At 65.9% G+C, this 17,042-nt stretch carries 13 protein-coding genes; 6 read left to right on the top strand and 7 right to left on the bottom strand.

The window, feature by feature from the left end:
• The 6 genes from BKA03_RS04025 to BKA03_RS04000 all read right to left on the bottom strand — a co-directional run bounded on the left by BKA03_RS04025 (window position 1) and on the right by BKA03_RS04000 (window position 6,211).
• Complete coding sequence (locus tag BKA03_RS04025) at window positions 1-1,101, bottom strand: GGDEF domain-containing protein (protein WP_062074537.1); 1,101 nt, start codon at window positions 1,099-1,101, stop codon at window positions 1-3.
• On the bottom strand, window positions 1,092-2,687 hold the full coding sequence (gene guaA / locus BKA03_RS04020; protein ID WP_062074538.1) for a glutamine-hydrolyzing GMP synthase: 1,596 nt from the start codon (window positions 2,685-2,687) through the stop codon (window positions 1,092-1,094). The genes BKA03_RS04025 and guaA overlap by 10 nt, the downstream gene beginning before the upstream one ends.
• Window positions 2,684-3,025: a DUF3817 domain-containing protein gene (locus tag BKA03_RS04015; RefSeq protein ID WP_062074539.1), complete on the bottom strand. Its 342-nt coding sequence runs from the start codon at window positions 3,023-3,025 to the stop codon at window positions 2,684-2,686. Before BKA03_RS04015 ends, guaA begins: the two co-directional genes overlap by 4 nt.
• Window positions 3,022-3,795, bottom strand: a complete 774-nt coding sequence (locus BKA03_RS04010) for an SURF1 family protein (RefSeq protein ID WP_062074540.1) — start codon at window positions 3,793-3,795, stop codon at window positions 3,022-3,024. The genes BKA03_RS04015 and BKA03_RS04010 overlap by 4 nt, the downstream gene beginning before the upstream one ends.
• Window positions 3,752-4,963 carry a GGDEF domain-containing protein gene (locus BKA03_RS04005; RefSeq protein WP_179397693.1) on the bottom strand — a complete coding sequence of 404 codons (1,212 nt, stop codon included), beginning with the start codon at window positions 4,961-4,963 and terminating at the stop codon, window positions 3,752-3,754. The genes BKA03_RS04010 and BKA03_RS04005 overlap by 44 nt, the downstream gene beginning before the upstream one ends.
• Before the next feature lie 126 nt (window positions 4,964-5,089).
• Window positions 5,090-6,211 carry a GGDEF domain-containing protein gene (locus BKA03_RS04000; RefSeq protein WP_062074542.1) on the bottom strand — a complete coding sequence of 374 codons (1,122 nt, stop codon included), beginning with the start codon at window positions 6,209-6,211 and terminating at the stop codon, window positions 5,090-5,092.
• 106 nt (window positions 6,212-6,317) lie between these two features.
• Between BKA03_RS04000 and pta the strand changes: the two genes are divergently transcribed.
• The 4 genes from pta (at window position 6,318) to BKA03_RS03980 (ending at window position 11,494) form a co-directional block, all read left to right on the top strand.
• Window positions 6,318-8,399, top strand: a complete 2,082-nt coding sequence (gene pta / locus BKA03_RS03995; protein ID WP_062074543.1) for a phosphate acetyltransferase — start codon at window positions 6,318-6,320, stop codon at window positions 8,397-8,399.
• Between the two features lie 3 nt (window positions 8,400-8,402).
• Entirely contained in the window at window positions 8,403-9,539 is a 1,137-nt protein-coding gene (locus BKA03_RS03990; protein WP_238579388.1) for an acetate/propionate family kinase, read from the top strand.
• A gap of 271 nt (window positions 9,540-9,810) precedes the next feature.
• On the top strand, window positions 9,811-10,554 hold the full coding sequence (locus tag BKA03_RS03985; protein WP_062074544.1) for a phosphoketolase family protein: 744 nt from the start codon (window positions 9,811-9,813) through the stop codon (window positions 10,552-10,554).
• A 145-nt stretch (window positions 10,555-10,699) separates the two neighbouring features.
• Window positions 10,700-11,494 carry a phosphoketolase family protein gene (locus BKA03_RS03980; RefSeq protein WP_062074545.1) on the top strand — a complete coding sequence of 265 codons (795 nt, stop codon included), beginning with the start codon at window positions 10,700-10,702 and terminating at the stop codon, window positions 11,492-11,494.
• On the opposite strand, the gene BKA03_RS03975 is transcribed toward BKA03_RS03980, so the two are convergent.
• Window positions 11,460-12,164 carry a glutamine amidotransferase-related protein gene (locus BKA03_RS03975; RefSeq protein WP_083971335.1) on the bottom strand — a complete coding sequence of 235 codons (705 nt, stop codon included), beginning with the start codon at window positions 12,162-12,164 and terminating at the stop codon, window positions 11,460-11,462. The genes BKA03_RS03980 and BKA03_RS03975 overlap by 35 nt on opposite strands.
• Window positions 12,165-12,256: 92 nt before the next feature.
• Between BKA03_RS03975 and BKA03_RS03970 the strand changes: the two genes are divergently transcribed.
• Both BKA03_RS03970 and BKA03_RS03965 read left to right on the top strand, forming a co-directional pair.
• The gene (locus BKA03_RS03970; RefSeq protein ID WP_062074692.1) at window positions 12,257-14,104 is read left to right on the top strand and encodes an ABC-F family ATP-binding cassette domain-containing protein; all 1,848 of its coding nucleotides are present in this window, start codon (window positions 12,257-12,259) and stop codon (window positions 14,102-14,104) included.
• A 140-nt stretch (window positions 14,105-14,244) separates the two neighbouring features.
• Complete coding sequence (locus BKA03_RS03965) at window positions 14,245-16,713, top strand: phosphoketolase family protein (RefSeq protein ID WP_062074546.1); 2,469 nt, start codon at window positions 14,245-14,247, stop codon at window positions 16,711-16,713.
• The last annotated feature ends 329 nt before the right edge of the window (window positions 16,714-17,042 follow it).

The raw sequence follows: 17,042 nt of genomic DNA, 5'->3' as shown, positions 1-17,042 counted from the left end.
CTAGTCCCTCACCGCGACCACGGCATTGCGACCCCCGAGTTTCGCCTGGTACAGGGCGTCATCGGCGCGACGTAGCACCGACTCGGGCTCCTCGCCCCCCAGGCCACTGGCCACGCCAAGAGAGATGGTCACCGGGTGGGCGGCGCGCGCACACGCGGGAAGCGCGTTGGCGATGCTCTCGCGCAGACGGTCGGTGACCTGCGCAGCCTCGTCAATGGCGGTGTTTGGCAACACAATCACAAACTCCTCGCCGCCCCACCGCGCCACCAGGTCACCGTCGCGCATATTGGCCTCGAGCAGGCCCGCAATGTAGATGAGCGTCTCGTCGCCGCAGTCGTGGCCGTACTTGTCATTGAGCACTTTGAAGTTGTCGAGATCCGCGATCGCGACGCTGAAGGACTCGTGCTGCGCCTCGAGTGCGTCGAGCCGCGCCCACACCGGACGGCGGTTCGCGAGGCCAGTGAGAGGGTCCGTTTGCGCCGCCAGATGGGCTACCTGCAATGCCTGATCTCCCAACTGCTTCGCGAGCCTCGCCGCGCGATTCAACGCCAGCGCGAGCACGAACAGGGCGACCGTCATGATGGTGCGGTTCGCCGTCGAAATCTCCGCGGTCTGACTTTCGGAGAGGGGCGACCACGCGCGGGACCGCGTGAAGAACACTTGGATGACGATCACGGCGGAGACAAGCGCGAAGATCAGCACGAACCTGGCTCGGGCGGCTTCGTCCGGCACCGTGACGACCACGCCAAGCGCACCGACGAACAGAAGCGATCCGAAGCCCGCGTGCACTGACGTCGCGGACGCGAACACGAGCACCGACAGAACCGGCGCCGCCTGGCTCAGGATTCCCGCTCCTGTGACGTGGCCTCGAGAGACCATGCCGATTCCGAAGACCTGGACCACCGCCGTGACGGCGCCTACCACCGCCACGTACCGATGAAAGGGCTCGGAAGTGCTGGCAAAGACCACCGCGTAGCCGAGCGACACCACCGCACCCACGCCCAGATAGATCCCAACCAACCTGCGACGGCGGTCACCGGCCTTCGCGCGCTCGATTTCAAGCGCGACGCGCGCGTCTGCAAGGCCGGTCGCTATTCCCATTCGATGGTGCCTGGCGGCTTGGACGTGACGTCGAGGACGACGCGATTGACCTCAGGTACCTCGTTCGTGATTCGGTTGGAGATGTGCGCAAGCACCTCGTAGGGCACGCGGCTCCAGTCGGCGGTCATGGCGTCCTCGCTCGATACTGGGCGCAACACGATGGGGTGCCCATAGGTGCGGCCGTCGCCCTGGACGCCCACCGAGCGAACATCCGCGAGAAGCACCACGGGGCACTGCCAGATGTCGCGATCGAGGCCCGCCTTGGTGAGTTCTTCGCGCGCGATCGCGTCGGCCGCCTGCAGGATGTCGATGCGCTCCTGGTTGACGGCACCGATGATCCGGATGCCGAGTCCTGGGCCTGGGAAGGGTTGGCGCCACACGATCTCTTCGGGCAGACCGAGCTCGAGGCCAACGGCCCTCACCTCGTCCTTGAAGAGCGCACGCAAGGGCTCGACCAGATCGAACTTGAGATCGTCCGGCAGGCCGCCCACGTTGTGGTGGCTCTTGATGTTGGCCGCGCCCTCGCCGCCACCGGACTCGACCACGTCGGGATACAAGGTGCCCTGAACCAGGAACTTCACCTCTTCGCCGAGGCCCGCGTCGTGAACGAGCTTGCGCGCTTCCGCCTCGAAGGCGCGAATGAACTCGCGGCCGATGATCTTGCGCTTCGTCTCCGGGTCGGTCACGTCCGCGAGCGCGTCGAGGAAGCGGTCGCGTTCGTTGGCAACCACGAGGCGCACGCCGGTGGCGGCGACAAAGTCGCGCTCGACCTGCTCGGCCTCACCTGAGCGCAGCAGACCGTGGTCGACGAAGACGCACGTGAGCTGATCCCCCACGGCCTTCTGCACGAGGGCGGCGGCCACCGCGGAGTCGACGCCGCCCGACAGACCACAAATCACCTGGGCCGAGCCGACCTGGGCGCGAATAAGCGCCACTTGTTCGTCGATGACGCTTGCGCTCGTCCAGTCAGGAGTGAGGCCCGCAACCGTGTAGAGGAAGTTCTCGAGCGCGGCCTGGCCGAGGGGCGTGTGCCTGACCTCGGGGTGCCACTGGACGCCCGCCATGCGACGCTCGGTGTTCTCAAAGGCCGCGACTGGCGCGCCATCCGTCTTCGCGAGCACCGTGAATCCGGCGGGGGCTTCGTGAACGGAATCGCCGTGGCTCATCCACACCGTCTGCTCCGCGGGGCTTCCAGCCAAGGTGGCGCCGGCGTCGGCGATGCTCGCCGTGGTGCGGCCGTACTCGCGCAGACCCGTCTTGGCGACCGTGCCGCCCAGCGCCTTGGCCATGAGTTGGAAGCCGTAACAGATTCCAAAAACCGGAACCCCCGTGTCGTAAATCGCGGAGTCGACGTGGGGGGCGCCGTCTTCGTACACCGAGGAGGGGCCACCCGAGAGAATGATCGCCGCGGGGTTCTTTGCGAGCATGTCCGCGGCACTCATCGAGTGAGGGACGATCTCGGAGTACAACCTGGCCTCACGCACGCGGCGTGCAATCAGTTGGGCGTATTGCGCGCCGCAGTCAACGACGAGGACGGGACGATGCTGGACGGGACGATGCTGGACGGGAGGGCGCTGAGTGGTCACGCGTCAACGCTCGCGGGGATCTCGCGGGACACCCGCCGCTCCATCACAAAGGACATTGCCGGAACCACACCGCCGAGCACCATGGTCAACAGGCGCCCTGTGTGCCACTTCATGCGACGCCATAGGTCAGCACAGGCAAGCACGTACACCATGAAGATCCAACCGTGGGTGATGCCGACCATCGTGGCGAAGGCCCAGAAGGCGTCCGCATGCCACCCCGCGGCCTCACCGATGTACTTCACGAGCGTCACCGCCGTGAGCAACAACAAGAACGAACCGGTCACGAAGGCCATGACGCGGTAGCGCTTGAGCGCTCCTTGAACGGGGGCGGGGGTCATACGTCCTCCTCGGAAGTCTGTTCGCGACCATTGTCCCGCATCCATCGCACGGAAATCACCGCCGCGAAGATGCCAAAGAGCCACCACTCGACCGAATACGTGAGCGATCGCAAATCGAGCCTTTTCTGCTCGACCGGAGGGGGGAGCGCCCTCCAGCCCGGTGCGGGAGAGTCCGCGACGACAAGGTACGAATAGACCGGAGCCGTCCAGTGCTGGGCCAGGGAAGCCGTCGACATCGAGCCCAACCACACTGCCCCGGCCACGGGCGGGTCGTTGGGGGTCGGGGTGAGGCCCTCTCCCCCTCGCACGTAACCCGTGACGTGCGTGCTCCCACCGACGGCCGGCGTGGACGCGACTTCGTCTGCAGGTAGCCAACCCGCGATCACGCCGAGGGTACCTTCGGCGCCGGTGCCCGTGGCGTCCGCGGGAACCGTGAGCGGCAACACCAGGAGCACCGCGGGCACGCCCTCGAGCTCCTTGCCTGCCACGAGGCCCACGTCGACATTCGCCCACGTTCCGTCGACCTCGATAAGGCGCCCCTCGCCCCTGCCAGCCTCGCCGGGACGCATCACCGCAGCAAGCGCAGCCCTAGGGTCGGGATCGACCGCGTGCGCCTGCTGGTGAGCGCGCTGCCACTGCCAGGTGCCCAGAAATCCGCAGATGGCAACCGACAGGATTGCCACCGTCGTGGCCCCAGCGAGAGCTCCCCACCGCAGACGGCGAACGCTAGCGACCGGGGGTGCTTCCGGGACGTCGGATTCGGGAGGCACGTGGATTCTCCTGATAAGACTCAGCGGGAAGTGACTCGGCAAGACCACGCGTGCTCACGGCGTCGCGGCCTGCCACCTTTGCATCGTAGAGCGCGTCATCCGCGCGCTTCACCACGTGGTGAGACAAACCGTCTGCCGTGCCGTCGGCAACGCCGATCGACATCGTGACCCGATGCACGTGACCCACACAGGGAATGACCGTTTCGGCCGCCTGCTCCCGCAACAACTCCATGAGCGCGGCGCCTTGTTCGATGCCTGTGTGGGGCAAGACGACGATGAATTCTTCGCCACCCCACCGGCCTACGGAATCCGTCACACGCAGGCGGTCCTTGAAGCCCGACGCGATCGCGGCAAGGACTCGGTCTCCGCACTGGTGGCCGAACTCGTCGTTGAGCGCCTTGAAGTGGTCCAGATCCGCAATTGCGACGACGTAGTCGCCCTCGAGTCCGCGCGCCTCGAGCGCCTCGATCAGGGGACGCCTGTTTGACAAGCCCGTGAGGACATCGGTGTTGGCGAGGTACTCGGCGGTGGCAGCCGAGCGGGCTGCCGCGGCCTTCGCCTGGTTGGTGCGTTGATAAAACAGGCCTGCGAGGGCAGAAACAAGGACGAGCGTCAGGACGGCATTGATCGAGAACACGATGGTGAGCTTCTCAACGGGAACCGAGCGCTCGGGTCCGGGTGACAGGACGGTCTGGCACACGATGAACGTGACCGCCGCGCCGAGGATGAAGAACCACCTCCACGGGGCTTGTCGTTCCGTGAAGATCACGAACACCAGCACTCCTCCCGCGATCAGGTAGAGGTGCAGCCCCGACTCCCAACCAAGGACTTGCACGGCGGCCATGATCTGAATGTTCGCGGTGGTGACCGCAACGAGCGCCGCTGCGAGTTGTCGACCTCGGCGTGCGAGGACCACTGCGGCGAAGTGAAGACAGGCAGCCGTCACGTTGACGACAAATAGACGGCCGAGCCCCGCGTCTGCCCAGTGGAGGTAGTAAGCGAGGTATCCGACCGTGAGGAGCGCGGCAAAGAGCGCGAAGTCGTGAGCGGTCCATCTCGCCTGGGTCGCCTCGCTGTGGCTCGCGCCCGTGCGCAGATCAATCAGGCGCGCGAAATTGCCAAGGATCTCCCGCTTCGCTCCAGCCGCGAAGCCTTCGTCCGTCGCCACAGATGAACCCCCAGGATTTGTGAGCGTGAAGGTGCGTCTTCGCATTGATGAGAACCGGGTTGGCCCATGCTAGGACCTCCACATTAACTTGTGATGAATGACCTTGACCACATTCGGTCGGCCGTCTCACTCGGACAAATCGGTACGAACCTGGGCATACCTCACACGATTCCTGCCTGCGTCCTTCGCGTCGTAGAGCAACGCATCGGCGACACGAACGGTGGTATCCCATGAAATCCCAGGAGACGCAGCCGCGAGTCCAGCCGAAAACGTCACCCCGGTGCCGCCTCGCTCAGCCCCCATCAGGGCCTCGACGGCCTCGCGGGCGCGCCCAATCCCGGCAACGGCCGCGGCGAGCGGCACGTCGGTCATGAGCACCAGGAACTCTTCGCCGCCCCAGCGCGAGACAATTCCCAATTCGCCGATGGCGTCACTGAGGATCCCCGCAATCTCGGCGAGGACCGTGTCTCCGTGGGAGTGGCCGAGGGTGTCGTTGACCTCCTTGAATCGGTCGATATCCACGAGCGCCATCGCATAGGGCCTGTGCGTTGGGACCGCAGCCAGGGCCTCCACCATGCCCCTGCGGTTCGCGAGTCGCGTCAGAGGGTCTGTTCGCGCTTGCTCTTGCGCCACCTCAAGTTGGCGTTCGGCGCGGCTCCTCTCGCGCGAAAAGTAGTAATGATTGAGCCCGGAGGTTGTGCCCGTCACCACGGTGATGAGGACGACGTTCGCCACCAGCAGGCCATTGACCAGACCCGTGCTGACGTCTAGCCTCGGCTCCGCGACCCGCACGTCGATGAACGACCATGCGACGGCAATCGCCGATGCCGTTGTGAGCACCATGCCCCATCGCAGTCTGCGCGGAGCGAACGTCACAAACGAGACGCTGGGCGTCATGAGCATCGGTAGCAGAAAGCCCGCTCGGTACGAAAGCAACCACGTGAGAACCGTGAACGCGATCAGCGGCGCGACGAGCTCGACGATCGAAACGGTGCGCACCCAACCCGCCACGTTCAGCGCAAAGCACCCGAGCCAGACCGCGATCACCGCGCCCTCGACGAGCGCGGCCGGCCACAGGGTCCCGCCGTCGGCAATCAGGAAGAAGACCTCGAAAGGAAGGGCCGTCGACAGCGCAAGCAGGAGGTATTGGTTGGATCCCTGGACGTACCTGGCGGCCGCTCGGTCAACCTTGCCAAGGCCCGCGCGACTGACGCGTTTGAACCCGCGCGTCACCACATCGAGGGCCATCCCCCCAACGTAGGGGCAGCGTTCTCACACGCCAAGAGCCCGTGGCGAATCGCACAAGGTCCCCCTCGGGCCAGAGGTCCTAGACAAGGCATGGAATGCTGGAGGCGTGACACGCAACATATACATCGCATCCGTAGAGGGCGATACCGGAAAGTCAACGATCGCCTTGGGCATCACCGCCCTCCTTGCGCGCAGTGTGACGAAGGTGGGCATCTTCCGGCCGGTGGCCCGGGTTTCCGACGGCTCCGACTACGTGTTGCGCCTTCTCCTTGGGCACGACGGCGTCGACCTCAACTACGAAGAATGCGTCGGTGTGACGTACGAGGAAATCCACGCCGACCAGGAAGCCGCCCTGTCGCGCATCGTGACGCGCTATCACGAGGTCGCCCGCAAGTGCGACGTCGTCGTCATCGTCGGCACCGACTACACGGACGTCGCCGGGCCTGCGGAGTTCGAATTGAACGCGAAGGTCGCCGCCAACTTGGGCGCCCCCGTCGCGCTCGTCGTGCGCGGATCCAACCGATCACCGGCTGAGATTGCCGAGGTGCTCGAGCAGGCGCGCGTCACGATGGAGGAGCACCACGCGAAGGTAGTGGCCGCATTCGCGAACCGGTGCGACCCCGCGCAGGTCGACGCCATTAAGGCCGCGCTGCCAGAGGACATCGGCGTCGCCGCGCTGCCAGAAGAGCCGCTGCTCTACGCGCCGACCCTTGGCGCGCTTTCCGAGGCGATCGACGGCGAGATGATCGCGGGAGACGCGGCGCTCTTGTCTCGCGAGGTGCGCGGGATCCAGATCGGCGCGATGACGGTGGAACATCTTCTCGACAGGCTTGAAGAGGGCGGGCTCATCATCGCCCCAGGGGACAGGGCCGACATTCTCCTTGCGTCACTCACGGCACACTCCGCCTCGGGTTTCCCCGCGCTCGCTGGGATCGTCGTCAACGGCGGCTTCCGGCCATCCGCGTCGGTGCAGCGCCTCATCGATGGCCTGGGTCCCACGCTGCCCATCATCGCGACCGATCTTGGCACGTTCGAGACCGCGCAACGTTGCTGGAACACCCGCGGTCGCTTGTCTCGCGAATCCGTGCTGAAGGTCAACATAGCCCTCAGCATGTTTGAGAACCACGTCAACGGCGGGGAGCTCATCGACCGGCTCAACCTTGCGGGCACGGACGTTGTCACGCCACTGATGTTCGAGTACGCGTTGCTCGACAGGGCGCGCGCCCACCGCCGCCGCATCGTCCTCCCCGAGGGCGAAGACGACCGGATCCTCCGAGCAGCAGGCACGTTGCTCACTCGCAACGTGGTCGACCTCACGATCCTCGGCGATCCGGCCGCGATCACCACGAGGGCCGGCGAACTCGGCATCGACCTTTCAGCCGCCCAGCTCCTATCGCCCACCGATCCCGAGTACGTCGACCGTTTCGCGGCCGACTACTACGAGATGCGAAAGGCAAAGGGCATGACCCCCGAAGCGGCGCGTGACCGCGTTCAGGATGTCAGCTACTTCGGCACGATGATGGTGCAGTTGGGCCTCGCCGATGGCATGGTGTCCGGCGCCGCTCACACGACCGCCCACACGATCGTGCCGTCGTTCCAGATCATCAAGACGAGCCCAGGCGTCTCGATCGTCTCGTCGGTGTTCCTCATGTGTCTGGCCGACCGCGTGCTCGTCTACGGCGACTGCGCAGTAAACCCCGACCCCACCGCCGAACAACTTGCCGACATCGCTATCTCGTCGGCGGAGACGGCGATCCAGTTCAACATCGAACCGCGCATCGCGATGCTCTCCTACTCGACGGGCGAGTCCGGCACCGGTTCCGACGTCGACAAGGTGCGCGAGGCTACCCGCCTCGTCAGGGAGCGCCGCCCCGATCTGTTGGTCGACGGCCCCATCCAGTACGACGCCGCCGTCGAGCCCTCCGTGGCAAAGTCGAAGGCACCAAACTCTCCCGTCGCGGGCAGGGCCACCGTGCTGATTTTCCCGGATCTGAACACGGGAAACAACACGTACAAGGCCGTGCAGCGCAGTGCGGGTGCAGTGGCGGTCGGGCCCGTTCTCCAGGGTCTTCGCAAGCCCGTGAACGACCTCAGCCGCGGCGCATTGGTTCAAGACATCGTCAACACCGTCGCCATTACGGCGATCCAGGCACAGCAACTCACCGCGGCCCCCGCGGCGGAAGGATAACCCGTGGCAGTGAACTACATCGGCTTGGCCCTCGTCCTCAACTGTGGATCGAGTTCGGTCAAGTATCAGGTGGTCGACACGACCTTGGACGCGCCGCTCGCATCGGGGCTCATCGAGCGCGTGACGGACCACGGACAGGCGATCCGCGAGGTCATCGAGAGCCTCAACGCCCCGGATTCGGGCGTCGACCTCAGCAAAATCACCGTGGTCGGGCACCGCGTGCTGCACGGAGGCGAGGAGTTCTCCGCGCCAACGATCATCGACGACGAGGTGGAGCGCAAGATCACCCTGTTGATCCCGCTCGGCCCACTGCACATGCCCGCAAACCTCGCGGGGATTGCCGCAGCTCGTGCGGCATTCCCGAACACGCCGCACGTGGCCATCTTCGACACCGCGTACTTCCAGACGATGTCAGAGGCCGCTTACACCTACGCGATCGATAAGCACATCGCCGCCGAGCACTCCATTCGCAGGTACGGCTTCCACGGCACGAGCTACGCCTACCTGTCGCACGAGGCTCCCCGCGTCATGGGCAAGCGTCCAGACGAGGTCAACATCATCGCCCTTCACCTTGGCAACGGGGCGTCGGCTTGCGCGATGCGCGCCGGCCGCGCCATCGACACCTCGATGGGGCTTACTCCCCTCGCAGGCCTCGTCATGGGCACCAGGACGGGCGACATCGACCCCGCCGTCGCGTTCCACCTCGGACGCAGCGCTGGAATGACCCTGGACGAGATTGACCAGCTTTTCAACCGCCAGTCCGGAATGCTCGGACTTACCGGATACTCGGACATGAGGGACGTGGAGAAGGCCGCGGCCGAGGGCTCGCACGACGCTCAGCTTGGCCTCGAAATCTACTGCCGTCGCATCCGTGGCTACGTGGGTCAGTACTACGCACAGCTTGGCCACGTGGATGCCATCGTGTTCACCGCCGGCGTTGGCGAAAACTCCGACGTCGTGCGACTCCAGTCGCTCGTGGGACTCTCCGAGCTCGGCATCGTCATGGACCCCGAGCGCAACGCCGGTCGCAAGAAGCAGGCAACGCTTGTGAGTGCCGACGAGTCCCGTGTCCAGGTATGGGCCGTGCCAACGAACGAAGAGCGCGAGATCGCCCTGGAATCGATCGCCGCGGTTTCCTAAGAGTCGCCTTCACTCACACCCTTCTACGCACGACGGCGCGCCTCTCGTCGGCCTGTGCGCGCCATCACCTCGCCTGGGGACGCCCGCAGTGGGGACTTGATCGATTCGAATTGCCATGCCGAGACTCGAAGTACCGCAAACTTCGGTGTGCCAAGGCGCGCCTCCGTGTTTCTCACACCGGGAGTATCCGGGTCGATAGGGATGGCGGGTGAGGAAGGCGACGCCAGGAGGGCGTCTACCATTCACGCCGGTAGTCCACGAGGAGGCCAGGATGGCAACGACATCGAGTTGGGTGGCGCACGCATCGCGCGAGCCAAGTTCAGGCATGATCGCGGCCCTGCACGAATGGATCGACGATTCCGTTCGCCTCTCCACCGCCACGCCCGGCTCCTGCCCCGTCCTGGCCGACTCTGTATTCGCGGGCATCGTTGCCCACACCGACCGTGCGCTTCACAAGCGGCGCCAGCATCCCACGTTCCTGTCATCGCAGCCCTGCGGCCTCACTGCGTCGGCCGGCCACGGCTTGCGGCCGATGTGCGAAGTCATCGCGCATGACGAGTACGGACCGGAGGACCTCCTCGTGGAGCACACGGGCGGAGCATCGACGCTCGCGGAAGCCATCGCGCGCGCCACGAGCTCCGAGAGATCGGCCCTTGTCCCCGTATTCACCGAGGCCGAATTCATGGATGCCGACCTCTTTCACCTGCACACCTCGAGGCTCCTCGACCCGCAAGACAGCGGCGTCGTGATTCCTTTCATGATCGTTCCCGGCGGGCAAAGTGGTCTCGATGCGCAGGATCGCGAGGACGTGGTGCGCGCTACGGGATTCACGAGCTACACCTTCGAGTGCGATTGGGAGAACTTCACTCTCGAGGACCACACCCGGCTCGCGCTGCTGATGGAGGACGTTCTCGACGAGATCATTCAGATCAAGGCGGAAGGCGGGGCCCGGGTATCGAGCTTCCAGCCATTGTGGCCGCTTGTCGAGATGCGCTCCACGACGCCCCTGCGCTAGACCTGCCGCGCCGACCCCGCCCTTCGCGGCGTGTCGACCTCGCCACATTCCCTTTGCTCTGCGACGGCAGGCCTCGTACCGTTGGGACAGCTGAGATCACCGCGGTACCGGCCACGGCCCGCACCATTTCGCAAGGAGTCCCCCGTTGAGCGCGCTGATTTCGAGTTGGGTCGCACACGCCAATCGTGAACCTTCCGACCTCCTGTTGGACGTCATGGATTCGTGGTTGACCGAGGGCATGCTGAGCGATTCCAGTGTGGATTCGTGCCCCTGGCTAAGTAGCGAATTGCACAGACTGATCCTCGTGCATGTGGACCGCGCCGCGCATAAGCGCAGGCACATGCCCACGTTCGTCAGCACCAGGCCGTGCGGCCTGGTCGACCATGGCGACGGCCCCATGTCCACCATCGTGCGGGACGACGTCTACGGCCAGCAACCGCTCTCGGTGCTTCATTCGGCCCCGGAAACCGCGCTGGCGCACGCGATCAACCTCGTGAAGGAGCGCGACTCCGCGCTCGCCGTGGCCCTCGTGACCGAGTCCGAGTTCGAGGACCCCGACCGGTTCGATTCGCACAGGGGAGTGCTGCTGTCGCCGCTCCGCGACGGCGTGGTTGTCGCGGTCATCCACGCGCCGCTGCACGCCAAGGAAAACCTTGATGACGAGACGGCGAGGGAGGATCTCCTGAGGGCCGCCGGTTACGCCGCATACACTCTCGACCTTGCGCGAGAGGAGGATCCGCGCCATTTGCACAAGCGCATGGCGGCGCTCCTCGAGGACATCTTCGACGAGATCACGCAAATCAAGGCGGACGCCGCCGCCAGGATTCTGTCGAGCAACCCGCTATGGCCAGCGCTCGTGGTGAGGACGTCTCCCGAGTGGCGCACCAGGCACGGCGAGCCACTCGTCACCGACCAGATTCCTCTGGCAGCAAGCCACTAGTTTCCAGCCAAGCACGCAGCGCGCGGATGCTGGCTGCCACCGCGTCGTCTCCCCACGTGCGCGCTTGAGCGCGGATGTCGTGCACGTCAATGCCCCAAGCCTTCAGGTCTGATGTGTGGCCGATGAGCCACCGTTCGATCGCCTCCGGGTCAGCCTCCGGATGGCACTGGAACCCGACCTGCCGCCCCTGGAAAAATGCCTGGTGAAGCGTGCCAGGGGTCGAGGCGAGGCTCGTCGCCCCCGGCGGGAGCACGATTGCGTCGGCGTGCCAGTGCAGCACCGGTGCTGACGCGAGTTTCTCCCAGGGTGTCCCCTCCGCGTCGGCCGTGGGAGTGAGGGGCGACCAGCCAATTTCGCGCTGTCCGCGCTCGACGCCGCCGCCAAGCGCCATCGCCATGAGCTGCGCCCCCAGGCAGATCCCCAGCGTCGGCAGATCCGACGCGGCGCGGCTCGCCAGCACCTCGCGCACGTCGGCCAGGTACGGGTAGCGGCCGTCGTCGTCGGCGTCGATGGGCGCGCCCAGCACCACCGCCAGCTCGGCTAGCGCGGCGGGACCGAGGTCGTCGACGCCCGCGTCGAGATAGCGCACGGCGAAGCCTTTTGCGGTGAGCTCGTCCTCCCACACGCCTAGATCCTCGAAGGCCACAAAACGCACGACGTCGCATCTCATGCGGCCAGGCTATCCGCGGTCGCGACCGCGCACCGGCCTCGCCGTCTCGCGTGCGGTCGAGCCAGGTGCTCGTCGCCGTCTACCCTTGGCGAGTGGCACACCTGGTCGGAGCGGAAGACATCGGAGTTGACTACGGCACGGGGACCGTGCTCGAAGCGGTCACCCTGGGCCTCGAAGACGGGGATCGCATCGGCGTGGTCGGCGCAAACGGCGCGGGAAAGTCGACTCTCACTCGCTGCCTCGCCGGGCTCGAAACCCCCCACACGGGTCGCGTCACCCGCGCCAAAGGGGTGCGCATCGGCGTCGTCGACCAAGGCGATCAGTTTGCCGAAGGCTCGACCGTGCTCCAGGCCATCGTGGGAGACGCCGACACCCACGAGTGGGCAGGCGACGCCCGCGTGCGCGACATCATGTCGGGACTGGTCCCCGACCTTGAGGCCGATGCCCTCGTAGCGAGCCTCTCCGGCGGGCAGCGGCGCAGAGTCGCCCTGGCCCGTGCGCTCGTCGCCGACGACGACGTCTTGGTGCTCGACGAACCGACCAACCACTTGGACGTCGACGGCGTGGCCTGGCTCGCAGAACACCTCAAGCGCCGCTGGACGGCATCCAGGGGCGCGCTTGTGGTCGTCACCCACGACAGGTGGTTCCTCGACGAGGTCACCACGGCCACGTGGGAAGTCGTCAACACGGGCGTGGAGCAATACGTGGGCGGTTACGCCGAGTACATCCTGCAGCGCCTCGAGCGCAATCGCATCGCCTCCGTCACGGAGTCACGTCGCCAGAACTTGCTGCGCAAAGAACTCGCCTGGCTGCATCGCGGCGCGAAGGCGCGCAGCACGAAGCCCAAGTTCCGTGTCGACGCGGCCAACGAACTCATCGCCGACGTGCCCGAGGTGCGCGACCCCATCAAGCTTCAACGCATGGCCGCGTCCCGCCTCGGCAAGATCGTGGTGAGCGTCGTGAACGCGTTCGTGACCTACTCCAACCCCGCTGGCGACAAGGAAGTCCTCAAGGACATCACGTGGCTCATCGGGCCCGGGGAGCGCACGGGCATCCTGGGCGCGAACGGCGCGGGCAAGTCGACCCTGCTCAAGCTCATCACCGGCGAACTTGAGCCCACCCGCGGCTACGTGAAGCGCGGCACGACCGTGCGCGTGGCCGCCCTCTCTCAGCACTTGGTAGAGCTCGACGAGTGGGCGGGAGAGCGCGTGGCGACCGTGCTCAAGCAGTACACCTCGGTGAAATTGGCCGACGGCACGGAGCTCAGTCCCGGTCAACTGCTCGAGCGCGTCGGCTTCGAACCCTCCCAACTCAAGACCGTCGTTGGTGCCCTGTCGGGCGGCCAGCGTCGGCGCCTGCAACTTCTCGTCGTCCTGCTGAGCGAGCCCAATGTGCTCGTCCTCGACGAGCCCACAAACGACCTCGACACCGACATGCTGGCGTCGCTGGAGGACCTTCTCGACTCCTGGCCTGGCACCCTCATCGTCGTCTCGCACGACCGGTACCTGATGGAGCGCGTGACCGATCAGCAGTACGCCGTGCTCGATGGCGAACTGCGACACCTGCCCGGCGGAGTCGACGAATACATCGCGATTGCGCGCGGACGCACGGGGACGGGCGGCGGCGTGGGGACGTTCGGACCCGAGTCTGGGGCCGACGCCGGCGGCGGCTCCTCTCCCGCGGCCGCCGACGTGCGCCCTGCGTCGGAGAGCGGAATGGACGGCGCGGATCTCAGGAGCACGCAGAAGGAAGTGGCTGCCGTCGAGAGGCGCCTGAAGAAGGTCCTACAGCAGAAGGCCGAGTTGAACGCCAAGATGGCCGCCCACGACCCCGCGGACTACCCGGGCCTGGCCGCCCTCGCGGACAGGTTGCCGGTGCTCGATGCCGAGGCTGGAGAGCTCGAAGACCGCTGGCTCGACCTCACCGACCGTCTGGGCTGACAAGCCGCCGCCCGCCCGGGACCTCAATACTGGCCGGCGGCAAAGTCACGCACGACGCCTGTGGACAAAGGGTCGTCGGAGAGGACCTTGCGCCCGGCGCAAGCCACGGCCGCGTGGGATGCTAAGAAGACCCCACAAGAATGGAGAACCACGTGTCGCCCCACCCCTGGGCCTATCGCTCCACAGAGTCGACATCCGCCGAAGAGCTCTCAGGAATCGACCTTTGGTGGCGTGCCACCAACTACATGAGCGTCGGCCAGATCTACCTGCTCGACAACCCCCTGCTCCGCGAGCCGCTTCACCGCGACCACGTCAAGCCCCGCCTCGTCGGCCACTGGGGAACCACCCCCGGACTGAACTTCATCTATGCGCACCTCAACCGCATGATCAAGGCGCGCAAGCAACCCACGATGTACATCATCGGCCCCGGACACGGCGGCCCCGGCATGGTGGCGTCGAGCTTCCTCGACGGCACGTACACGGCGACCTACCCAGACATCTCGAACGATGAGGCCGGCCTCAAGCGGATGTTCAAGCAGTTCTCGTTCCCCGGCGGAATCCCATCCCACGTGGCCCCCGAGACTCCTGGATCGATCCACGAGGGCGGCGAGCTCGGCTACGCGCTTTCGCACGCGTATGGAGCGGCATTCGACAACCCCGACCTCCTCGTCGCGGCCGTCGTCGGTGACGGCGAGGCCGAGACGGGTCCGCTTGCCACCAGCTGGCACTCGAACAAGTTCATCAATCCCGCGACCGACGGCGTCGTGCTGCCGATTCTGCACCTCAACGGGTACAAGATCGCCAACCCCACGGTGCTCGCGCGCATCTCGGATGAGGAACTCCTCAGCCTCATGCGCGGCTACGGCCACAACCCGCACGTGTTCGTCGGCGGCTTCGACGACGAGTCACACGAGTCGGTCCACGCCCGGTTCGCCGAGGTGCTCGACACGGTGATGGACGAGATCGCTGCCATCAAGGAAGAGGCCGCGCTCAACCCGCTCATGGATCGCCCGATGTGGCCCATGATCATCATGCGCACGCCCAAGGGTTGGACGTGCCCACCCACGATCGACGGCAAGAAGACCGAGGGCTCGTGGCGTGCCCACCAGGTGCCGCTCGCCTCTGCGAGGGACACCGAGGAGCACCTGCATATCCTCGAGGAGTGGATGAAGTCGTACCACCCCGAGGAGCTGTTCGACGAGAACGGTGTGCCGCTTCCCGAGGTCACCAAGTTGGCGCCCAAGGGCGAGCTGCGCATGTCCGCCGCACCTCAGGCGAACGGCGGGCTGCTGCTGCAGGACCTCAAGCTTCCCGACTTCCGCAAGTTCGCCGTTGACGTGCCCGCACCCGGTGCTGGACAGGCCGAGGCCACGCGGGTGCTCGGCGGCTGGCTCGAGGAAGTGATGCGGTCCAACCCCACCAACTTCCGCATCTTCGCGCCCGACGAGCTCGCCTCGAACCGGCTGCAGGACGTGCTGGAAGTCAGCGACAAGGTGTGGCAGGCAAGGCGTGAGGACGATGGCACGCATACCGGCCCGCAGGGTCGCGTCATCGAGATGCTGTCCGAGCACCAGTGCCAGGGTTGGCTCGAGGGCTACCTGCTCACCGGAAGGCACGGACTGTTCACCTCGTATGAGGCGTTCATTCACCTAGTCGACTCGATGTTCAACCAGCACGCCAAGTGGCTCAAGGTGTCGCGCGAACTGCCCTGGCGTCGTCCGGTGGCCTCGCTCAACTACCTGCTGAGCTCGCACGTCTGGCGCCAGGACCACAACGGCTTCAGCCACCAGGACCCCGGCTTCATCGACCACGTGGTCAACAAGAAGGCCGAAGTCGTCAGGGTCTACCTGCCGCCGGACGCCAACACGCTCCTGTCGATCTACGACCACTGCCTGCGCTCGCGCAACTACGTCAACGTGGTCGTCGCCGGCAAGCAGCCCCAGGCGTCGTGGCTCACGATGGACCAGGCGATCGATCACTGCACGCGAGGCATCGGCATCTGGGACTTCGCGTCCAACGTGCCGCAGGGCGAGGAGCCCGACGTGGTCATGGCCGCCGCGGGCGACGTGCCCACGCTCGAGATCCTGGCCGCGATCGACATCATCCGCCGCGAGCTCCCCGAGCTCAAGGTGCGCATGATCAACGTGGTCGACCTCATGCGTTTGCAGCCCGAGAAGGAGCACCCGCACGGGCTCTCCGACCGCGAGTTCGATCAGCTGTTCACCACGGACAAGCCGATCATCATGAACTATCACGGCTACCCGTGGCTCATCCACCGCCTCACGTACCGCAGGGCCGGCCACGCCAACCTGCACGTGCGCGGGTACAAGGAAGAGGGCACCACGACCACGCCATTCGATATCGCGATGATGAACGACATCGACAGGTATCACTTGGTCATGGACGTCATCGACCAGGTTCCTGGACTGGGCACCCGTGCCGCCTCACTGCGTCAGAAGCTGTTCGACATGCGCCTTGCGGCCCGCCGCTACGCGCGTGAGCACGGCGAGGACCAGCCCGAGGTTGCCGACTGGGTCTGGGCCGACGCCCGCGGCCTCGTGGACGCCAAGGTCGACGCCGTCGCCGCTACGGGTGGCGACAACGAGTAGGTTTTCCCCTCCTGAGATAACGCCGAGGCCCCGTCTCCCCCGTGGAAGGCGGGGCCTCTGTGTGTCCGGGTGCAGGTCCGCCCAGCGCCCCCCTCCGCCCCAACCCCGCGCCGCTGCAAATGGCTCAATTTGTACCGGTTTTCGGCACAATTCTCCCGCCAGTGGCTTATTCCGTACCGGCCGACGGTCGAGCCCGGCCGACGCCGTGGCTGAGGCGACGGTCTAGCCGGGCCGACGCCGGGGCCGGGCCGATGCTGTGGCTGAGGAAAGTTGCGGCGTCACCTTGGGCGTGAGTTAGGAAGCAGCTCTCTCACGGCGGTCAGGCTTGA

The organism is Demequina lutea (assembly GCF_013409005.1).
In the GTDB taxonomy this organism is placed as follows: domain Bacteria; phylum Actinomycetota; class Actinomycetes; order Actinomycetales; family Demequinaceae; genus Demequina; species Demequina lutea.
This window is presented reverse-complemented; position numbering and strand designations above follow the sequence as displayed.

Excerpts from the sequence above, each read along its gene's own strand:
- BKA03_RS04025 (WP_062074537.1), bottom strand. The coding sequence starts at position 1,101 with ATGGGAATAGCGACCGGCCTTGCAGACGCGCGCGTCGCGCTTGAAATC.
- BKA03_RS04015 (WP_062074539.1), bottom strand. The coding sequence starts at position 3,025 with ATGACCCCCGCCCCCGTTCAAGGAGCGCTCAAGCGCTACCGCGTCATG.
- BKA03_RS04000 (WP_062074542.1), bottom strand. The coding sequence starts at position 6,211 with ATGGCCCTCGATGTGGTGACGCGCGGGTTCAAACGCGTCAGTCGCGCG.
- BKA03_RS03985 (WP_062074544.1), top strand. The coding sequence starts at position 9,811 with ATGGCAACGACATCGAGTTGGGTGGCGCACGCATCGCGCGAGCCAAGT.
- BKA03_RS03975 (WP_083971335.1), bottom strand. The coding sequence starts at position 12,164 with ATGAGATGCGACGTCGTGCGTTTTGTGGCCTTCGAGGATCTAGGCGTG.
- BKA03_RS03965 (WP_062074546.1), top strand. The coding sequence starts at position 14,245 with ATGGAGAACCACGTGTCGCCCCACCCCTGGGCCTATCGCTCCACAGAG.